This window comes from Methylobacterium hispanicum (assembly GCF_022179285.1).
Lineage (GTDB): Bacteria > Pseudomonadota > Alphaproteobacteria > Rhizobiales > Beijerinckiaceae > Methylobacterium > Methylobacterium hispanicum.
Window position 1 is genome coordinate 170,754 of sequence record NZ_BPQO01000003.1, and the last position, 15,691, is coordinate 186,444.

Genomic DNA, 15,691 nt, shown 5'->3' on the forward strand with positions numbered 1-15,691 from the left:
CGCGGGGAGAGGATCGTGCCCAGGAGGACGATCGCGTCTCAGCGCGCCATGATGTTCTCGGCGAACCACTTGCGCCAGAGCGCCGTCTTCTCGGCCCTGAGCTTCGGGTCGATGTTGATGGCCTGGGTCTTCCACTGCTCGGCGGTGGTGAACACGCCCGGGAGCTTGGCGATCTCGGGATCGACCTTGGCGTTGGTGACGGTGGGGCTGCCCTTCTTCAGCTCGGCGATCTTGGCCTGAACCTCGGGGTCGAGCGCGATGTTGATGAACTTGTAGGCGAGATCGGCCTTCTTCGAGTCCTTGTTGATCGCCACCGTGTCGATGCCGAGCACCCCGCCCTCCTTTGGGATCACCACGGTGATCGGCACGTCCTGGCCCTTCATGTAGTAGGCGTTCATGGTCAGCACGACCTGGACGGGGGTCTCGCCGGTGGCGATCAACTGCTGGCTGTTGGCGTCGTTGGTGTAGAAGGCCCGGAAGTTGGGCTTGAGCGCCTCCAGCTTGGCCTGCCCCTTCTCCCAATGGGCGGGGTCGCTCCCCGAGAGGATCGCCGAGACCGCGATGATGTGGCTCGGGTCGAAATCGGGCGCGGCGAGGCTGTTCTTCAGCCTCGGGTCCCAGAGGTCCTCCCAGGAGCCGAAGGTCATGCCCTTGGGCGTGAGGTCGGCGCGGTAGCCGATCGTGTAGACGTAGCCCCAGGTGCCGAGATGGGCGGGGCTGACCCGGGCCTGCTCGACGAGGTTCTTGGCGTTCGGGATCCTGGCGAGGTCGAGGGTCTCGAAGAGGCCGTCGTTGACGTAGAGCCAGCCGACATGGGCGGTCGTGAAGGTCACGTCGCTCTCAGGGGAGCCCTTGGCGAGCTTGGCCTTGTTGAGCCGGTCGATGGTGCCGCCGGTGATGTACTCGACCTCGACGCCGGTCTCCGCCTTGAACTTCGAGGCGATGGCCTCGTCGATCAGGTCGCGGAAGCTGCCGCCCCAGGTGCTGACGACGAGCTTCTCGGCCGCCTGCCCCGGGATGATCGATGCGACCAGGACGGAGGCGGCGATGAGCGGTGTCAGAAGGCGGATCACGTCGGTGGCTCCTCTCAATGTCGTCTCAAGGTATTCGCAAGCGCGATGCCAATCGCGCCCATCATATTTACAAGTGCGATACCAATCACGCGCATCGTATTTGCAAGCGCGATGCCAATTGTACCCGTCCACGATCAGGCGCGATAGTCCGTTTTCTTCTCGTGCGACCTGTCGGATCGACGTGCCATCGGCCCGAAATCATCCTCTCTTCGATGGAAGGGCAGCCCCCCTTCGCCCGGATCGCGCGAGCGAAGCGGGACCGATCCTGCCCGATCCTGCGCCTGCCCGAACGCGCCGACGATCCGAAGCCCGGCCTCTGGAGGCGGCCCCGGACGGCGAGCGTCGAAGAGCGGATCATCGCCGGGTACGGCCCTCCCTCGGACGGAAAGGCTAAATGGCCGCACCCGTGCATAAAGTACGATTTCCGGAAGCCTCTGGATCGGAAATCCCGAGGCAGCGGGCCGCCGGAGCGAGGCTCGCCCGAACCAGTGTCACGGTGCAGCGGCCGAGGCCCCGTCCCGGGTGCTCGAGCCGACCGCCCGCGCGGGGGGCGTCCGCAGGATCGAGCGATCGACCGCGCGGATGTCGCGGTGGCCGCAGAGCGCCATCGTGGTGTCGAGCTCGTGGCGGATGATGTCGAGCGCCTTGGCAACGCCCGCCTGACCGTAGGCGCCGAGCCCGTACAGGAAGGCGCGGCCGATGAAGACCCCCTTCGCCCCGAGCGCGACGGCCTTGAGCACGTCCTGCCCCGAACGGATGCCGCCATCCATCAGCACCTCGATGCGGGACCCGACCGCGTCCACGATCTCGGGGAGCACGGCGATGGACGAGGGGGCCCCGTCGAGCTGGCGACCGCCGTGGTTCGAGACGATCAGCGCCTCGGCACCCGTAGCGGCCGCCTGCTCGGCGTCCTCCGCGTCGAGGATGCCCTTCAGGATGAGGGGACCCTGCCAGCGGTCGCGGATCCGCCGCACGTCGTCCCAACCGAGGCGCGGGTCGAACTGGTCCGCGGCCCAGGCGGAGATGGAACTGGTGTCGCGCACGCCCTCCACGTGCCCGACGATGTTGCGGAAGGTCCGCCGCCGCGTGCGGAGCATCGACCAGCACCACCGGGGTTTGGTCAGGAGGTTCAACGCGGTGCCGAGCGTCGGCTTCGGGGGCGCGGAGAGGCCGTTGCGCAGGTCCTTGTGGCGCTGCCCGAGGATCTGGAGGTCCAGGGTGAGGACCAGGGCGGAGCAGCCCGCCGCCTTCGCACGGTCGATCAGCCTGTCGTTGAAGGCGCGGTCGCGCATGAAGTAGAGCTGAAACCAGAACGGCTCGGTCACGTGCTCCGCCACGTCCTCGATGCTGCAGATGCTCATGGTCGAGAGCGTGAACGGCACGCCGGCCGCCTCCGCGGCGCGCGCCGCCAGGATCTCGCCGTCGGCATGCTGCATGCCCGTCAGGCCGGTCGGCGCCAGGGCGACCGGCATCGCGACCGGCCGGCCCGCCATCGTCGTGGCGAGCGAGCGGTCGGTCATGTCGACCGCCACGCGCTGGCGCAGCTTGATCGCGGCGAAGTCGGCCTCGTTGGCGCGGTAGGTGGACTCGGTCCAGGAGCCGGAATCGCAGTAGTCGTAGAACATCCGCGGCACGCGCCGCTCGGCGATCCGTCGCAGGTCCTCGATGGTCGTGATGATGGGTGCCATGGTTCCTACGGCCTCTGGTCGGATAGGGAGCGGCCCGGACGGTCGTGCGTGATGTCCGGGATCATGCCCGACGCGGCGTCGCCGCGCCGCGCGACGGGATCGCGGGACGGAGCGGTCGTGCCTCCGAGGAGCCGGCACCTCCCCGACCGGGCGGCCGGGACGCGCGGATCTCCGCCAGGATCGGCGCGATCTGCACGGCCTGCTCCAGGGTGCGCGGCTTGCAGGGCGGGACGCGCGCCGCGCTCGCGCCGGCCGGGTGGGCCGACGCTCCAGGCCGATTCCGGTCGGTCGGCCCGACGAGGAACGCGTGCCGGCGGTACCGGCCGGTGTCGTCGGTGGACCGGATACCCGCGGATGCGGCCTCCGCGATCGCCGTCATGACGTCGAGCGTCGCCCCCTCGCCCCGGCATGGGCCCGACGCTCCGGGGACCATCGGGCCGTGCCGAGGGGACTCACTCATGCCGATGGCGCGACCCTCATCGATGATCTGTCCGCCGCCGCTGCGCGGATGGGCGGCGACGGTCGCACGCTGCAGCGATGATTCTGTCTCGGATCGCCCGGCCTCCGCCGGGCTCAGGCGCACCGAGGAGCCGCATCGCCCTTGGTTCGTAGGCGCCGGATATTTCAGGCGCTGTCAATCCGGTCGATCATCCCGGGATCGGCGACCGGGGCGCGATGGCTCGCGATGCGCATGGGCCCCGCACGAGCGGGCCCTCCTACGCTGCATTCGAATCCGCAGCTTCGGGCCTCCCGATATGAGGTTCACGTCCCTGGGGCCCGCCGCTTTCCCGGGGACACGGCATCAGGCTCGAGGTCATTGTTCTTGCGTGATATTTTCGGGAGGCCGGCTTCCGCTCACAAGAATCATGCTCTCTGCGGGGCCGCTGTCCGGCGGCCGCGCGGTACATCGGGTACTTGGTGCGGGTCGCTGCCGGAATCGTCGCTCGATCCGGCGTTCGGGACGGGGCGGTCGCGGTTCATGGCGGTCGAGTTCCCGCCCGGGTCGGGCGCGTCGTTGGCGCAGCGGCTCCTGTCGCCCATGACGTCCTGCCCCTTGATCGCGCCCAGCGCGGCGAGGGCGGAGGCGGGCGCCGCGAGGGCGAGGGCGACGAGAGCGGCCGCGGGGCGACGGGGATGGGACATCGGGATCTTCCGGCTCCGGACGGGGCGGTAGCCGGTTGACCGCATCCGGGCCGGACGTTTCCGGAAGTAGGATTCCGAGTGCGACGGCCACATCCGGCAAATCCGCCTAGTAGCCGGCCCTGATCACGGATCGCTCGCCGCCCGCATGCCGCTGAGCCGCCTCGGCCTGGTCGCGGGAGAGGCGCCGGTTCGCGACGAGGCGCACCCACCACGGCACCCGCCTGACCCGACGGCCCGAGGTCTCCGCCAGCACGAAGGCCTGAGCACATTTCTCCAGGAGTTCCGCGTTCAGCAGCAGGCGCTCCAGGCCCATGCCGAAGCAGAGGACGCGGTCGTCCCAGACGAGGGCATTCGTGCTCGCGCGAGGCACCGAGAGGGCCGGGCCGGTCGCGAGCGGAACGGCGAGGCCGAGGTGACGCACCTGCTCGTCGAACAACGCCGGCATCGGTCGGCCGACACGGCCGACGGTCCGGCCCCACACCTGGCGGCCTTCGAGGATCGCGCCGACATCTCCGCGCGCGGCGTAGACCGCCCGGTGCGGATCGGGGGATCGTCCCCGGTCGAGCGGGGTCCAGACCACGTCCCGCGCCCGGACGGCAGCGTCCGGGCAGGTGATCCGCGCGATCTCGGCCCGTTCGGGGATCCGCTGCGAGAGCGTATCCCCGGGCCGCATCAGCCCCTTGGCGGCGAGGCGCCCGACGGCGCCGCGCAGGCCTTCCGCCACGGATTCGCGGCTCTCCATGATCGACCTCACACGAGCCGGAACACGTCTTCGAAGCGCGAGAGCGCGTCGTCGATGACCGCGTCGGTATCCGCCATGCTCGTGTAGATGCGCGATCCGGCGAGCGTGAGGATGCCGTGGGCGAGGTAGGCCGCGCCCATCTCCTCCATCGCGTGCTTGCGGGCGGCGTGCTCCCGCATCAGCTTGATCGGGTTGCGCATGCTCATCAGCAGCACCGCAGAGGTCTGCAGGTGCACGATCGAGCCGAAATTGTAGGCGACGTAGGGCAGGCCGAGCCGGTCGATGATCCCGTTCAGGCCGCGGCAGAGCCGGTCGCCGGCGCGTCCGGCGGCCACCGCCGCGCCGGTGCGCGCCATCTCGCCGATGGCGTGGTACCCGGCGACGCAGGAGAGCGGGTTGGCCGACAGCGTCCCGCCGACGAAGGCACGCCGGCTGCCCGTGCCGATGCCCCCGGCCAACAGCATCATGACGTCCCGTCCGCCGCCGATGCCGCCGGCCATCAGGTAGCCGCCGGTGAGGCACTTGCCGAACACGGTGAGGTCGGGGCGCACCCCGAAATAGCCCTGCGCCCCGCCCATGCCCACGCGGAAGCCGGTCACGACCTCGTCGAAGATGAGGAGCGCGCCGAACTCGTCGCAGAGGGCGCGCAGCTGCGCGTTGTAGTCGCGCAGGACCGGGCGGGTCCCGCTCTCCGGCCCGAGCGGCTCGACGATGATGGCCGCCGTGCCGCCGCGGGCCCGGTTCAGCCAGAGCTTGCGGCGCAGGGCGCCGATGTCGTTGGGGAAGACCTCCTGGGTGTAGGCGGTGGACCCCCTCGGAATGCCGATCGCCTCGCGGCGTCCCGTACCCGGAACCCGCATGCCGTAGACGACCTGGTCGCTCCAGCCGTGATAGGCGCCGCCGACCTTGATCACCCATTTCCGGCCCGTATAGGCGCGGGCGAGCCGGATCGCCCCCATGACCGCCTCGGTGCCCGAACCGAGCATGCGGAACATCTCGATGTTCGGCATGTGCTGCCGGATCAGTTCGGCGAGCTTCATCTCGTACTCGTGGAACAGGCCGGTGACGGGGCCGCACGCGTCGAGGAGCGCGTGCACCTTCTCGCGCACGGGCTGGTAGTTGGAGCCCAGCAGCGTCGGGCCGCCCGCCTGCAGGAAGTCGATGTAGCGGTTGCCGTCGGCGTCCCAGATGTAGGGGCCCTCGCAGCGGGTGGCCGCCAGCGGGAAGGGATAGTTGAAGGCGAGGTTGTGCTGCACGCCGCCCGGGATCACCTCCGCGGTGCGCTGGGCCAGCGCCTTCGAGGTCCGGCACCTCTGCTCGAAATGGTCGAGCACGCCCGGCAGCGCGTCCTTGCGGATGCCGCGGACCGGCTGCTTCAGCAGGGCGTTCAGCCGGTCCATCACCGCCGCGTTGTCGGGCCATTCGGAGATGGCGTAGCCCGTCCCCGGCACAGGGCTCTGCATGTTCATGACCGTGCTTCCTCCGCTCGGATCGCGTCAAGACAGGTGAGGACGAGCTCCCGCAGGCCGGCGTCGAGGCCGGGGCGGGCGGCGATGGCGGCGCGCAGATGCGCGGCGGCGGAGGCCTCGACCTCGGCCACCATGGCGGCGGCGTCGGCCAGGCTCGGCGCGGCGCAGATCACGCCGTGGCTCGCCAGCAGGAAGGCGTGGAGGTCCGGGCGCAGGCTCCGGACCAGGGCCTTGACCAGCAGGCCGGTCCCGGAGGGCCGGTAGGGCACGAGGCCGACCTGCGTGCCGTACAGGGCGAGGTCCGTGCCCGGCCGCCAGGCCAGGCGCTCGTGCAGGACCGCGATGGCGCTGGCGACCGGCTGGTGGGTGTGGACGCTGGCGCGCCGGTCCGGCCGGGCGGCGAGGAGCGCCGCGTGCAGGCCGCGCTCGACCGAGGCCGGCCGCGTGCCCGCGATCTGCTCGCGCGTGTCGAGGCGCAGCACGGCGATGTCCTGCGCCGCCATGGCGGCGTAGTCGGTGGCCGAGGGCGTGATCGCGAAGTGACGCTCGTCCAGCCGCAGCGCGACGTTGCCGCCGGTGCCGGCCAGGAAGCCCCGGGCCGACAGGTCCCGGCAGGCATCGACGACGGCCTGCCGCTCCGTCAGGAAATCAGGCATGGTGCCGCCTCGTCCGCTCGGGCTTTTCCGCGCCGTTGAGCCGGCGGTAGAGCGGGCCCAGCCGGCGGTGGAGATCGGTGAACAGCGCGAACCGGTCGTCGTAGAGGCGACGCAGGTCCGGGTTCGGCTCGAAGACGCGATCGATCCGGATGTGCCGGGCCGCCTCGGGGAAATCGGTGAGGCCGAGCCCGACGCCGCCGATCACGGCCGCGCCGACCGCGTTGGCCTTGAGCGGCTCGTGCAGGCGGCGGATCGGCAGGCCGAGCGTGTCGGCGAAGATCTGGCACCACGCCTCCGAGAGGGCGCCGCCGCCCAGGATCGTCAGGTGCTCGGTCGGGCGCCCGAGGAAGCGCCGGACCGGCTTCATCATCCAGCGGGTGTTGAGCGCCGTTCCCTCGAACACCGCCCGCGCGACGGTCTCGCGGGTGTGCTCCATGCTCAGGTTGAACAGGCAGGCGCGCAGCGAGCGGTCGTCGACGGGGCAGCGCTCGCCGAACAGCCAGGGCAGATACATGGCGCCGTCGCTGCCGGGCGGCGTGCGGGCGACGATCCGGTCCAGGACCTCGTAGACGTCCGGCGCGGGCTCCGAGGCGATCAGGCCGTCGTCGTGGAAGATGATACGGTCCTTCAGGAAGGCGACGTTGTTCGCGCCGCTCGTCTGAAGGGCCATCATCATGTAGCGCGCGGGCAGGGCGCACGGCACCGAACTGATCTGGTCGAGGATGCTCGTCTTCTTGAAGGGGACGTGGGCGCCGATCCAGGAGGACGAGCCGACGTAGAGATGCGCGTCGTAATCCGCGAGCGTGCCCGCCCCGATCGCCGCCGCGGTGTTGTCGATCGCCCCGGCCACGACGGCCGTCTCGGGTGGCAGGCCGATCTCCTCCGCCACCGCCGGACGGAGCCGTCCGATCACGTCGGTGCAGCGCACGAGGTCCGGGAACTTGTCGCGCGCGATGCCGCTGCCGGCGATCAGGCCGTCGTGGTAGCGGATCGCGTCCGGGGAGCGGTTGTCCGTGACCCAGGAGGTCAGGATCGAGTCCTGGGTCGCCGCGAAGCGCCCCGTCAGCCTCAGGTTGATGAAGTCGAGGACGTTGAGGAACTTGTAGGTCCGCGCGTACACCTCCGGGCGGTGGTCGCGGATGAAGAGCATGTGGCCGGCCGGATCCTTCCCGGACAGGGCGGGCGCGCCGCCGCAGAGCCGGATCCAGCGCTGAAGCCGGAACGGGTCGTAGCCGGAGACGCTGAAGCGGCCGCCGAACTGCCGCGCCAGGGCCGGCGCGCCGCGCATGTCCATCCAGAGCACGGCGTTCGTCAGGGGCACGCCGTCCCGGTCGACGGGGATCGTGCCCTCCCCTTGCGTCGAGGCGCACACAGCGCGGATGCGCGAGACCGGAACCGCGCCGTGCCCGAGCACCTCCCGGGCGGCCGAGACGAAGGCGCGCCACCAATCGTCCGGCTTCTGCTCGGCGCCGACCTGATCGACCACGACGAGTGGCACCGGACGGAAGGCCCAGGCAACGACCGCGCCGGTCAGGGAGACGAGGCCAACCTTGCAGCCGCTCGTTCCGAGGTCCAGCGACAGGATGTAGGCCTCGCCGGTATCGCGGTCGCTGGGCCGCATCGTGCGTCAGTCCCGGGGTTCGACAATCGTGCCGCGACGATAGTCGGCTCCCGCAGGCCGCCTAAGAGCCGGGAGAGCCCCGCCAAGGGTCTATTCCGGCCATAATCCGGCGGCATCCGAGCGGACCGCCCCCGGTGTGCTGCCGGTCCAGCGCCGGAACGCGCGCCGGAAATTGTGGGCGTCGGTGAAGCCGACGGCGAGCGCGACCTCGTCGATCGTCAGCCCGGCATTGGCCAGGAGTTCCAGGGCCCGGTTCCGGCGCTGCCGGTCGAGCAGGTCCTGGAACGAGGTGGCGAACTCGGCCAGGCGCCGTCTCAGCGTCCGCTCCGACAGGCCGAGTTCCTGCGCGACGCGCTCGCAGTTTGGGGGCTGCCGCAGGTTCTGTCGCAGCACGCGCTCGACCGAGTCGATGACCTCCTGCGCCTCGCGGTTGCGGGCGCGGTTGCGCTCGAGGAAGCTCATCACCTCGCGATGACTCAGCGGGTCCGAGGTGATCAACGGCCTGGCCAACTCCCCCGCGTCGTAGACGAACAGGTTCTCGGTGCACCCGAAGCGGACCTCGCAGTCGAAGATCCGGCGATAGGCCTCCGCGCAGGCGGGGGGCGGATAGGCGAGATCGATCCGCCGCGGCCTGGCCCGCTCGCCCACGAGCCCGCGCCCGATCTGCAGGAAGCTCGCGAAGGCCTCCTCGACCAGGAAGACGGTGATGTCGGGCGCGTGGAAGCGCGTGCTCGCCGAGACGACCACGTCGTGCCCGGAGATCCGCTTGTCGAACTCCAGCATGCTGCCGGTGTCCTTCTGCAGGACGAGGCCGAGGTCGATCGCCGCGCCGAGGGTCCGGCTGGTGATCATGGCGTAGCCGACGAGGCCGATCGAGGTGATCGTCTCGCGGCTGCCGGTCTCCAGCCCGAGGGCGTAGCCCCGCGCCATCCTGAGCGCGCGGCGGATGATCTCGTGGCCCTGGCGGAAGGAGACGCGGCAGCTCGGATCGGCGAGGTCGTCCAGGGTCAGGCCGAAGCCGAGGGTGATGCGCGACGGGTCGAAGCCTAGATCCGCCAGGGTCGCCGCGAGGCAGCGCAACAGGAAGACCGGGATGTTCGCCGTCACGTAGCGCGCGTCGGCGGTCTCGTCCGACGCGGCGCGCGATCCGCCCGGCCCGTCGGCCCGTGCGGTGGCGGGCTCGATCATCGCGCCCACCCCGGATCGCGGCGCAGGAGGTCCGGCCCGTTTGGCCGAATGTGACCCGCGAATGTCACGACAGGCACCTTTCTGAGCCGGCCCACCAATCCTAACGTTCGGCAGCTGATCGCAAGATGATGCGTCTCACTCTTCGGGCCCTGCCGGCCTAATATGGTTCTCGTCGCCTTTCAAGGTGAACCTGCGCAGTCGTCACGAAGATGTTCCCGGTGGACCGCATGAATCCCTTGGTGTTCCGTCACGCGATCGACGCGGCCCCGGCGACGGCGGCCGGGACGGCGCGCGGGCGCGCCGCGGCCCGGCTCCGGCGCTCCGGCCTCCTCTCCCGGGTCTGACCCGATGTCGGTCGGCGTCCCGCCCCTCGCCCCGCTGCCCGAGGCGCAGCGCGCCGCCTTCCTGCGCGACGGCTTCCGCCGCTTCTCCCATGCGCGGCGGGCACGGACGCGCGGGGGCTCGATCCGGCCCGCCACGCCGCCCTACGGACCGCTCGCACGCTTCCTCATGCGGTAGGCGCCCGCGAATACACAATACGAGGGTGAAACCGAATTGCAACACCGTTCAATTCTGTACATCCGCGGCGATATTTTGATAGGATTACATTCAGATCTATGAAAAATAGCGCGTATTCTTCCTAAAAAATGCGGGGGCGAGGGGAAATGTCGATTACAAGCTGCAAAGCCGGGCTGCGCACATCCGTCGCGGCTCTCTGTGCCCTGGGCGGATTGAGTGTCGCCCCAGCCTCCGCCGGCGGCTTCTCGCTCCCGCCCGCCGACACGGACATCCTGTTCACGGAAGGCAAGTACAGCATCCGTCTCGGCGGGGCCGGCATCTTCGCCAACCAGGGCTTCTCGACCATCCGGGGGCAGGCGGTCGGATACAGCAACTACGCGGATCCGATCCCCGCGCCGAGCTTCGCCGTCAAGGTCAAGTTCGCGCCCGAACTCTCCTGCGCCTTCCACTACTCGTACCCCTACGGGATCGGCGCAAGCTACAACCTCGCCGCGCAGAACGGTCAGGCGCTCTCGTTCGCGGAACTCGGCGGGCTGCCGAACGCCACGCGCAACATCCGGCTGACGTCCCAGGAATACGGCGGGACCTGCGCCGCCAGCACCAGCATCGGGCCCGGACGGGCCTACCTGCTCGGCGGCGGCTTCCTGCAGAGTGTGCGCTACCGGGAGAGCACCCGTCTCGGCACGCTGGACATCGCGCAGGACGGGCAGCCGGGCTACCGCGTCGGCCTGGCCTACGCGATCCCCGAATACGCCATGCAGATGCAGGTGTTGTACCGCTCGGCGGTCGATCACACGGCCAAGGGCAGCTTCACCCTCGGCCCCCTGGCCTCGGCGATCGGGCTCACCGGCGGACCGCTCTCCGCCAGGGGCGTGGGCACGCTGCCGCAATCGGTGGTCGTGTCGGCGCAGACCGGCATCGCGCCGCAATGGCTCGTCTACGGATCGTTCGCCTGGGTCAACTGGAGCGTGCTGCCGAAGTTCGACTTCACCATCGATCAGATCGGGCCGGACAGCAAGGCGCTCGGCCTGCGCGACGGCTTCACCACACAGGTCGGCGTCGGCCACGGCTTCACCGACCGCCTGTCCGGCACCGTGAACCTGAACTTCGACACCAAGACCGGCAGCGCCTCCTTCATCCTGCCGGCCAGCGTCGGCGTCGGCCTGGGGCTCGAGTACAAGACCGACTACGGCAAGATCAGCGGCGGCGTCCTGGTCGCGCGGGTCTCGGGCGGCGCGCAGCGCTTCGCCGCCGGCGCCACGGTCGATGGCACCGCGGGCCCCGGGTACGCCGTCGTGACCGCCCTCTCCTACCTGCTCGACTTCTGAACCTGCCTCGCGAAGCGCTTGGACGGTGACCGTGCTTCCTCCTGCGGCGACGGCGCAGCGAGCGTTTCGTGACGGACGAGAGGGCGTCCCCCGGGCCGCCCTCTCGTCTCCACCCGCTGCCATGTTGAGGCTTCGATGATCCCACCCTTCATCACCTTCGGCGATCGGGTCGCGCGCACCGTGATGCGCACGCTCGGGGGACTGCCGATGGGGATCCAGCGCCGGCTGGCGGGCGGTCCCATCCGGATCGACGGACAGACGCTGCATCCGACGGCCCAGCTCGGGATACGGCTGATCAACCTCGTCGGCGGCGAAACCTTCGAGACCAAGCCCCTCGCGCACGGGCGCAGGGAGATCTCGGTCGAGGCCTGGGTGTTCGGCGACCGGCGGCCGGTCGGCTCGGAGATGGACCTGACGGTGCCGGGCCCGCACGGGCCGGTGCCCGCCCGGCTCTACAAGCCCGAGGCGCCGGCCGGGAACCTGCCCCTCCTCGTGTACTACCACGGTGGCGGGTGGGTGCTGGGCGGGCTGGATGCCTGCGACTCGCTCGTCCGCTTCCTCGTCGCCGAAGCCGGAATCTGCGTCCTGTCGGTCGATTACCGGCTGGCGCCCGAGCACCGGTTCCCCAAGGGTCTCGACGATTCGGTGGCGGCCTTCGACCACGCGGTCGCCCACGCCGCCGCCTGGGGCTGCGATCCGAACCTCGTCGGCGTGGCCGGGGAGAGCGCCGGCGGCAACCTGGCGGCGGTGGTCAGCCAAGTGACGGCGGAGCGGGCCCGGCGCGACGGGACGATGCCGGTTCCGGCCTATCAGGTCCTGCTGATGCCGGTCACCGACCTGTCCCGCGAGAGCCGGTCCTACGAACTGTTCCGCGACGGCTTCTTCCTCACCGCGTCCCAGATGCGGTGGTACAAGAACCTCTACCTGTCCGACCCGTCGGAGGCGCTGGATCCGCGCGTCTCGCCACTCCTCGCCCCGGATCTGCACGGCCTGCCGCCGGCCTATGTCGGCGTCGCCGCCTTCGACCCGCTGCGCGACGAGGGCGAGGACTACGCCCGGCGGCTGGAACAGGCCGGCGTGCCGGTGACGCTGCGCCGCTTCCCCGGCGCGACGCACGCGCTGATCAACGCACACGCGGTCGGAGCGCCGGCGCGCGCGATGAGCCTGGAGGTCTGCGGCGCCCTCGGCGTGCTGATCGCGACGGCCCGGGCCCGCAACACGGCCGCCCCCGGGAACGCTCTCCCCAAGGCCCCTCCCCCCAAGGCCCCTCCCCCCGAGAACGCGCCCCCCGAGGGCGCCGCCCGATGAGCCGACCGATCCGGAACTCCGATACCTACCCGACCGCGCAGGGGCGGACGGGGTTCATCGGTCCGGGTCGCGTCGTCGTGCTGGTGGTCGCCGCCGCCGCGCCGCTGGCCGCCCTGGTCGGCAACACGCCGCTCGCCCTGTCGCGGGAGGCGGCGCTGTCGATGCCGGCCGCCTTCGCCCTGGTCGGCCTGACCCTGTTCTGCTTCGCCGTCGGCTACGTCGCCCTCAGCGGCGAGATCGTCAGCAAGGGCGCCTTCTACACCCAGGTGGGCCAGGGCCTGGGCCGGGCGGCCGGGGTCGTGGCGGCCTACGCGGCGGTCATCGCCTACGCGGCCTACGCGGTCGGGACGGGGGCCGGGTTCGGCTACTTCGCGGCGCTGGTCCTGCACGAGGCCGGTCTCGACGTCTCCTGGCTCGCCTGCGCGGCGGCGGGCATCGGCCTCATCGGCCTGCTCGGATACCGCTCGCTCGATCTCTCGGCGAGGCTCCTGACCTGGCTTCTGGCGGCGGAGTTCGCCGTCCTCGTGGTCTTCGAGGCGCTGGTGATCGCGCGCAGGGGCGCGGACGCCTTCCCGCCGGAGGTCTGGAGCCTCGCGCACGTCGCCGATCCGGGCATCGGCGCGGTCATCCCCTTCGCCATCGTCTGCTTCGTCGGCTTCGAGGCGGTGGCCCTCTACGGCGAGGAGACCCGCGATCCCCGGCGCGCCATCCCGCGGGCGACCTACGCCGCGCTCGCCCTCGTCGGCGTGTTCTACCTCGCCTCCATCTGGATCATCATCGGCGCGGCCGGCACCGCGGCGGTCCGCGGGCTCGCGCAGCGCGAGTCCGGCACCTTCCTGTTCACCCTGGCCACTGCCTACGGCGGCGAGGGGCTGGCCGCGGCGTTCGGCCTCCTGCTGGTGATGAGCATCCTGGCGAGCTTCCTGGCGGTCCACAACGCCGCGAGCCGCTACGTCTTCGCGCTGGCCGGCGACCACCTGCTCCCGACGGAGCTCGCGCGGCTCCACCCCGACCACCGCGCCCCCCACGTCGCGAGCCTCGCGATGACGGGCCTCGAAGCCCTCCTGGTGATCGGGCTCGGCCTCGGGGGCATCGACCCCTATCTCGGCATCGCCTCGTCGATGATCGGGCTGGGCACGATCGGCATCATCGCCATGCAGATCGCCTGCGCGCTGGCGGTCGTCGGGTTCTTCCGCGGGGCGCGCCCCGCCCGGCTCCTCGCCACCAAGGTGATGCCCGGCCTCGCCGCGGCGGGGCTGACGGCCTTCCTCGTGCTGGTGATCCTCAGCTACGGAACGCTGACCGGCACCGACAACCCGGTCGTCAACAACCTGCCCTGGCTGTTCCTGCCGCTCGCGGCCGGCGCGATCGGCTATGCCGGCTGGCTGCGGCGGAACCGGCCCGAGGCCTACGCGCGGATCGCCGCGACCGCCTACCGCCCCGTCACCGCGCGCAAGGCCGCGCCGGTCGCCGCCTATCGCGGCCGCTACTGCATCGTCGGCGCCGGGCCGAGCGGGCTGATCATGGCGCGCGCGCTCCTGCGGGAGGGGATCCCGTTCGACTGCTTCGAGCGGCACGGCGACGTGGGCGGCCTCTGGGACCCCGACAACAGCGGCACCCCGCTCTACGAGAGCGCCCACTTCATCTCGTCGAAATGGACCTCGTACTTCTACGGCTTCCCGATGCCGGAGCACTACCCGGACTACCCGTCCGGGCGGCAGATCCTCGACTACATCCGCGGCTTCGCGCGCGCCTACGGGCTCTACGGGCACGTGACCCTCGACACCGCGGTGACCTCGGCCGAGCCGACCGGGGACGGCTGGCGGGTCACCCTCTCGACCGGCGAGGTGCGCCGCTACGCCGGCGTCGTCGCCTGCCCCGGCACGACGTGGCATCCGAACCTGCCGGAGATCCCCGGCCGCGACGGCTTCCGCGGGGAGGTCCTCCATTCGGTGGCGTATGCCCGGCCGCACGCCTTCGCGGGCAAGCGCGTGCTCGTCGTCGGCGCGGGCAATTCGGGGGTCGACATCGCCTGCGACGCCGCGCGGTTCGCCCGCAGCGCCTTCCTCAGCGTGCGGCGCGGCTACCGCTTCATCCCCAAGCACCTCTTCGGCGTACCGACCGACGTGCTGATGAGCGGGCAGGTTCCCCCGCCGCGGGGCATCGCCGTATCGGGCGATGTCGGGGCCCTGCTCGACACGCTGAACGGCGACCTGACCCGGCTCGGCCTGCCGGAGCCGGACCACGACGCGCTCTCCAGCCACCCGATCATGAACACGCAGGTCCTGCACCATCTGAGCCACGGCACCCTGGTCGCGAAGCCCGATCTCGTGGCGCTGCGGGAGGACCGCGCCGTGTTCCGCGACGGCTCGGAGGAGGCGGTCGACGTGGTGGTGCTCGCCACCGGCTACGTCCACGCCCTGCCCTTCCTCGATCCGGCCCTGTTCACCTGGACGGGCGGTCGGCCGCTCCTCTACCTCAACGCGATCCACCGCGAGCGGCGCGGGCTCTACGTGCTCGGCTTCGCGGAGTTCGCCGACGCTGCCTATCGCCGCTTCGACGAGATGGCCCAGCTGATCGTCGCCGACATCCACGCGACCGAGACCGGCCGGGACCGCGACTGGCTCGACGCGCGGCTCCGGGAGGACGATCCGGACCTGCGCGGCGGCCGGCGCTACGTCGACTCGCCCCGCCACGCCACCTACGTCCACACCGAGACCTTCCGGACCGAGATGGCGCGCCTGCGCCGACGGCTCGGCTGGCCGGACCTCGACGACGCGTCGTTCGAGCATCTCCGCGCCGGCACCGTGCAGGCGCCCGCGCCGCGTCCGGATCCGGCAGGGGGTTCGGCCGCGGATGCCGGTCGCGCGCGCGCCGCCGACGCGGCGGAATGAGAGGTGCCCGCAACGGCGGGCTCGCGCGGCGCCGCGCCCGGGGACCGTCGAGGCCGAGACCG

General features: G+C 71.1%; 13 protein-coding genes. 4 read left to right on the plus strand and 9 right to left on the minus strand.

From position 1 onward, the window contains the following. Positions 1 to 38 precede the first annotated feature (38 nt). The 9 genes from MFF56_RS04825 to MFF56_RS04865 form a co-directional block, all read right to left on the minus strand. Positions 39 to 1,073 (minus strand): ABC transporter substrate-binding protein, encoded by a 1,035-nt coding sequence (locus MFF56_RS04825; protein ID WP_238229594.1) that lies wholly within the window; start codon positions 1,071 to 1,073, stop codon positions 39 to 41. Positions 1,074 to 1,564: 491 nt separating this feature from the next. Next, the gene (locus MFF56_RS04830; protein ID WP_066919578.1) at positions 1,565 to 2,761 is read right to left on the minus strand and encodes an alpha-hydroxy acid oxidase; all 1,197 of its coding nucleotides are present in this window, start codon (positions 2,759 to 2,761) and stop codon (positions 1,565 to 1,567) included. 61 nt (positions 2,762 to 2,822) lie between these two features. Next, complete coding sequence (locus MFF56_RS04835) at positions 2,823 to 3,140, minus strand: hypothetical protein (RefSeq protein ID WP_066919581.1); 318 nt, start codon at positions 3,138 to 3,140, stop codon at positions 2,823 to 2,825. A 485-nt stretch (positions 3,141 to 3,625) separates the two neighbouring features. After that, positions 3,626 to 3,904: a hypothetical protein gene (locus tag MFF56_RS04840; RefSeq protein WP_156453543.1), complete on the minus strand. Its 279-nt coding sequence runs from the start codon at positions 3,902 to 3,904 to the stop codon at positions 3,626 to 3,628. A 106-nt stretch (positions 3,905 to 4,010) separates the two neighbouring features. After that, positions 4,011 to 4,646: a hypothetical protein gene (locus MFF56_RS04845; RefSeq protein WP_066919585.1), complete on the minus strand. Its 636-nt coding sequence runs from the start codon at positions 4,644 to 4,646 to the stop codon at positions 4,011 to 4,013. Between the two features lie 8 nt (positions 4,647 to 4,654). Next, complete coding sequence (locus MFF56_RS04850; RefSeq protein ID WP_066919587.1) at positions 4,655 to 6,115, minus strand: aspartate aminotransferase family protein; 1,461 nt, start codon at positions 6,113 to 6,115, stop codon at positions 4,655 to 4,657. Beyond that, positions 6,112 to 6,771 carry a class II aldolase/adducin family protein gene (locus tag MFF56_RS04855; RefSeq protein ID WP_066919589.1) on the minus strand — a complete coding sequence of 220 codons (660 nt, stop codon included), beginning with the start codon at positions 6,769 to 6,771 and terminating at the stop codon, positions 6,112 to 6,114. The genes MFF56_RS04850 and MFF56_RS04855 overlap by 4 nt, the downstream gene beginning before the upstream one ends. Then, positions 6,764 to 8,392: a xylulokinase gene (locus MFF56_RS04860; RefSeq protein ID WP_066919592.1), complete on the minus strand. Its 1,629-nt coding sequence runs from the start codon at positions 8,390 to 8,392 to the stop codon at positions 6,764 to 6,766. Before MFF56_RS04860 ends, MFF56_RS04855 begins: the two co-directional genes overlap by 8 nt. Before the next feature lie 90 nt (positions 8,393 to 8,482). Continuing rightward, a complete protein-coding gene (locus MFF56_RS04865; RefSeq protein ID WP_082772897.1) occupies positions 8,483 to 9,580 on the minus strand; it encodes an AraC family transcriptional regulator in 1,098 nt (365 codons plus the stop codon). A 348-nt stretch (positions 9,581 to 9,928) separates the two neighbouring features. Here MFF56_RS04865 and MFF56_RS04870 point away from each other — a divergent pair, with 348 nt between their 5' ends. The 4 genes from MFF56_RS04870 to MFF56_RS04885 all read left to right on the plus strand — a co-directional run bounded on the left by MFF56_RS04870 (position 9,929) and on the right by MFF56_RS04885 (position 15,629). Continuing rightward, positions 9,929 to 10,099, plus strand: a complete 171-nt coding sequence (locus tag MFF56_RS04870) for a hypothetical protein (protein WP_156453544.1) — start codon at positions 9,929 to 9,931, stop codon at positions 10,097 to 10,099. Positions 10,100 to 10,311: 212 nt separating this feature from the next. Then, positions 10,312 to 11,427 (plus strand): outer membrane protein transport protein, encoded by a 1,116-nt coding sequence (locus MFF56_RS04875; protein WP_066919593.1) that lies wholly within the window; start codon positions 10,312 to 10,314, stop codon positions 11,425 to 11,427. A 135-nt stretch (positions 11,428 to 11,562) separates the two neighbouring features. Continuing rightward, the gene (locus tag MFF56_RS04880) at positions 11,563 to 12,735 is read left to right on the plus strand and encodes an alpha/beta hydrolase (RefSeq protein WP_238229595.1); all 1,173 of its coding nucleotides are present in this window, start codon (positions 11,563 to 11,565) and stop codon (positions 12,733 to 12,735) included. Beyond that, positions 12,732 to 15,629 (plus strand): NAD(P)-binding domain-containing protein, encoded by a 2,898-nt coding sequence (locus MFF56_RS04885; protein WP_082773387.1) that lies wholly within the window; start codon positions 12,732 to 12,734, stop codon positions 15,627 to 15,629. Before MFF56_RS04880 ends, MFF56_RS04885 begins: the two co-directional genes overlap by 4 nt. Positions 15,630 to 15,691: the final 62 nt, after the last annotated feature.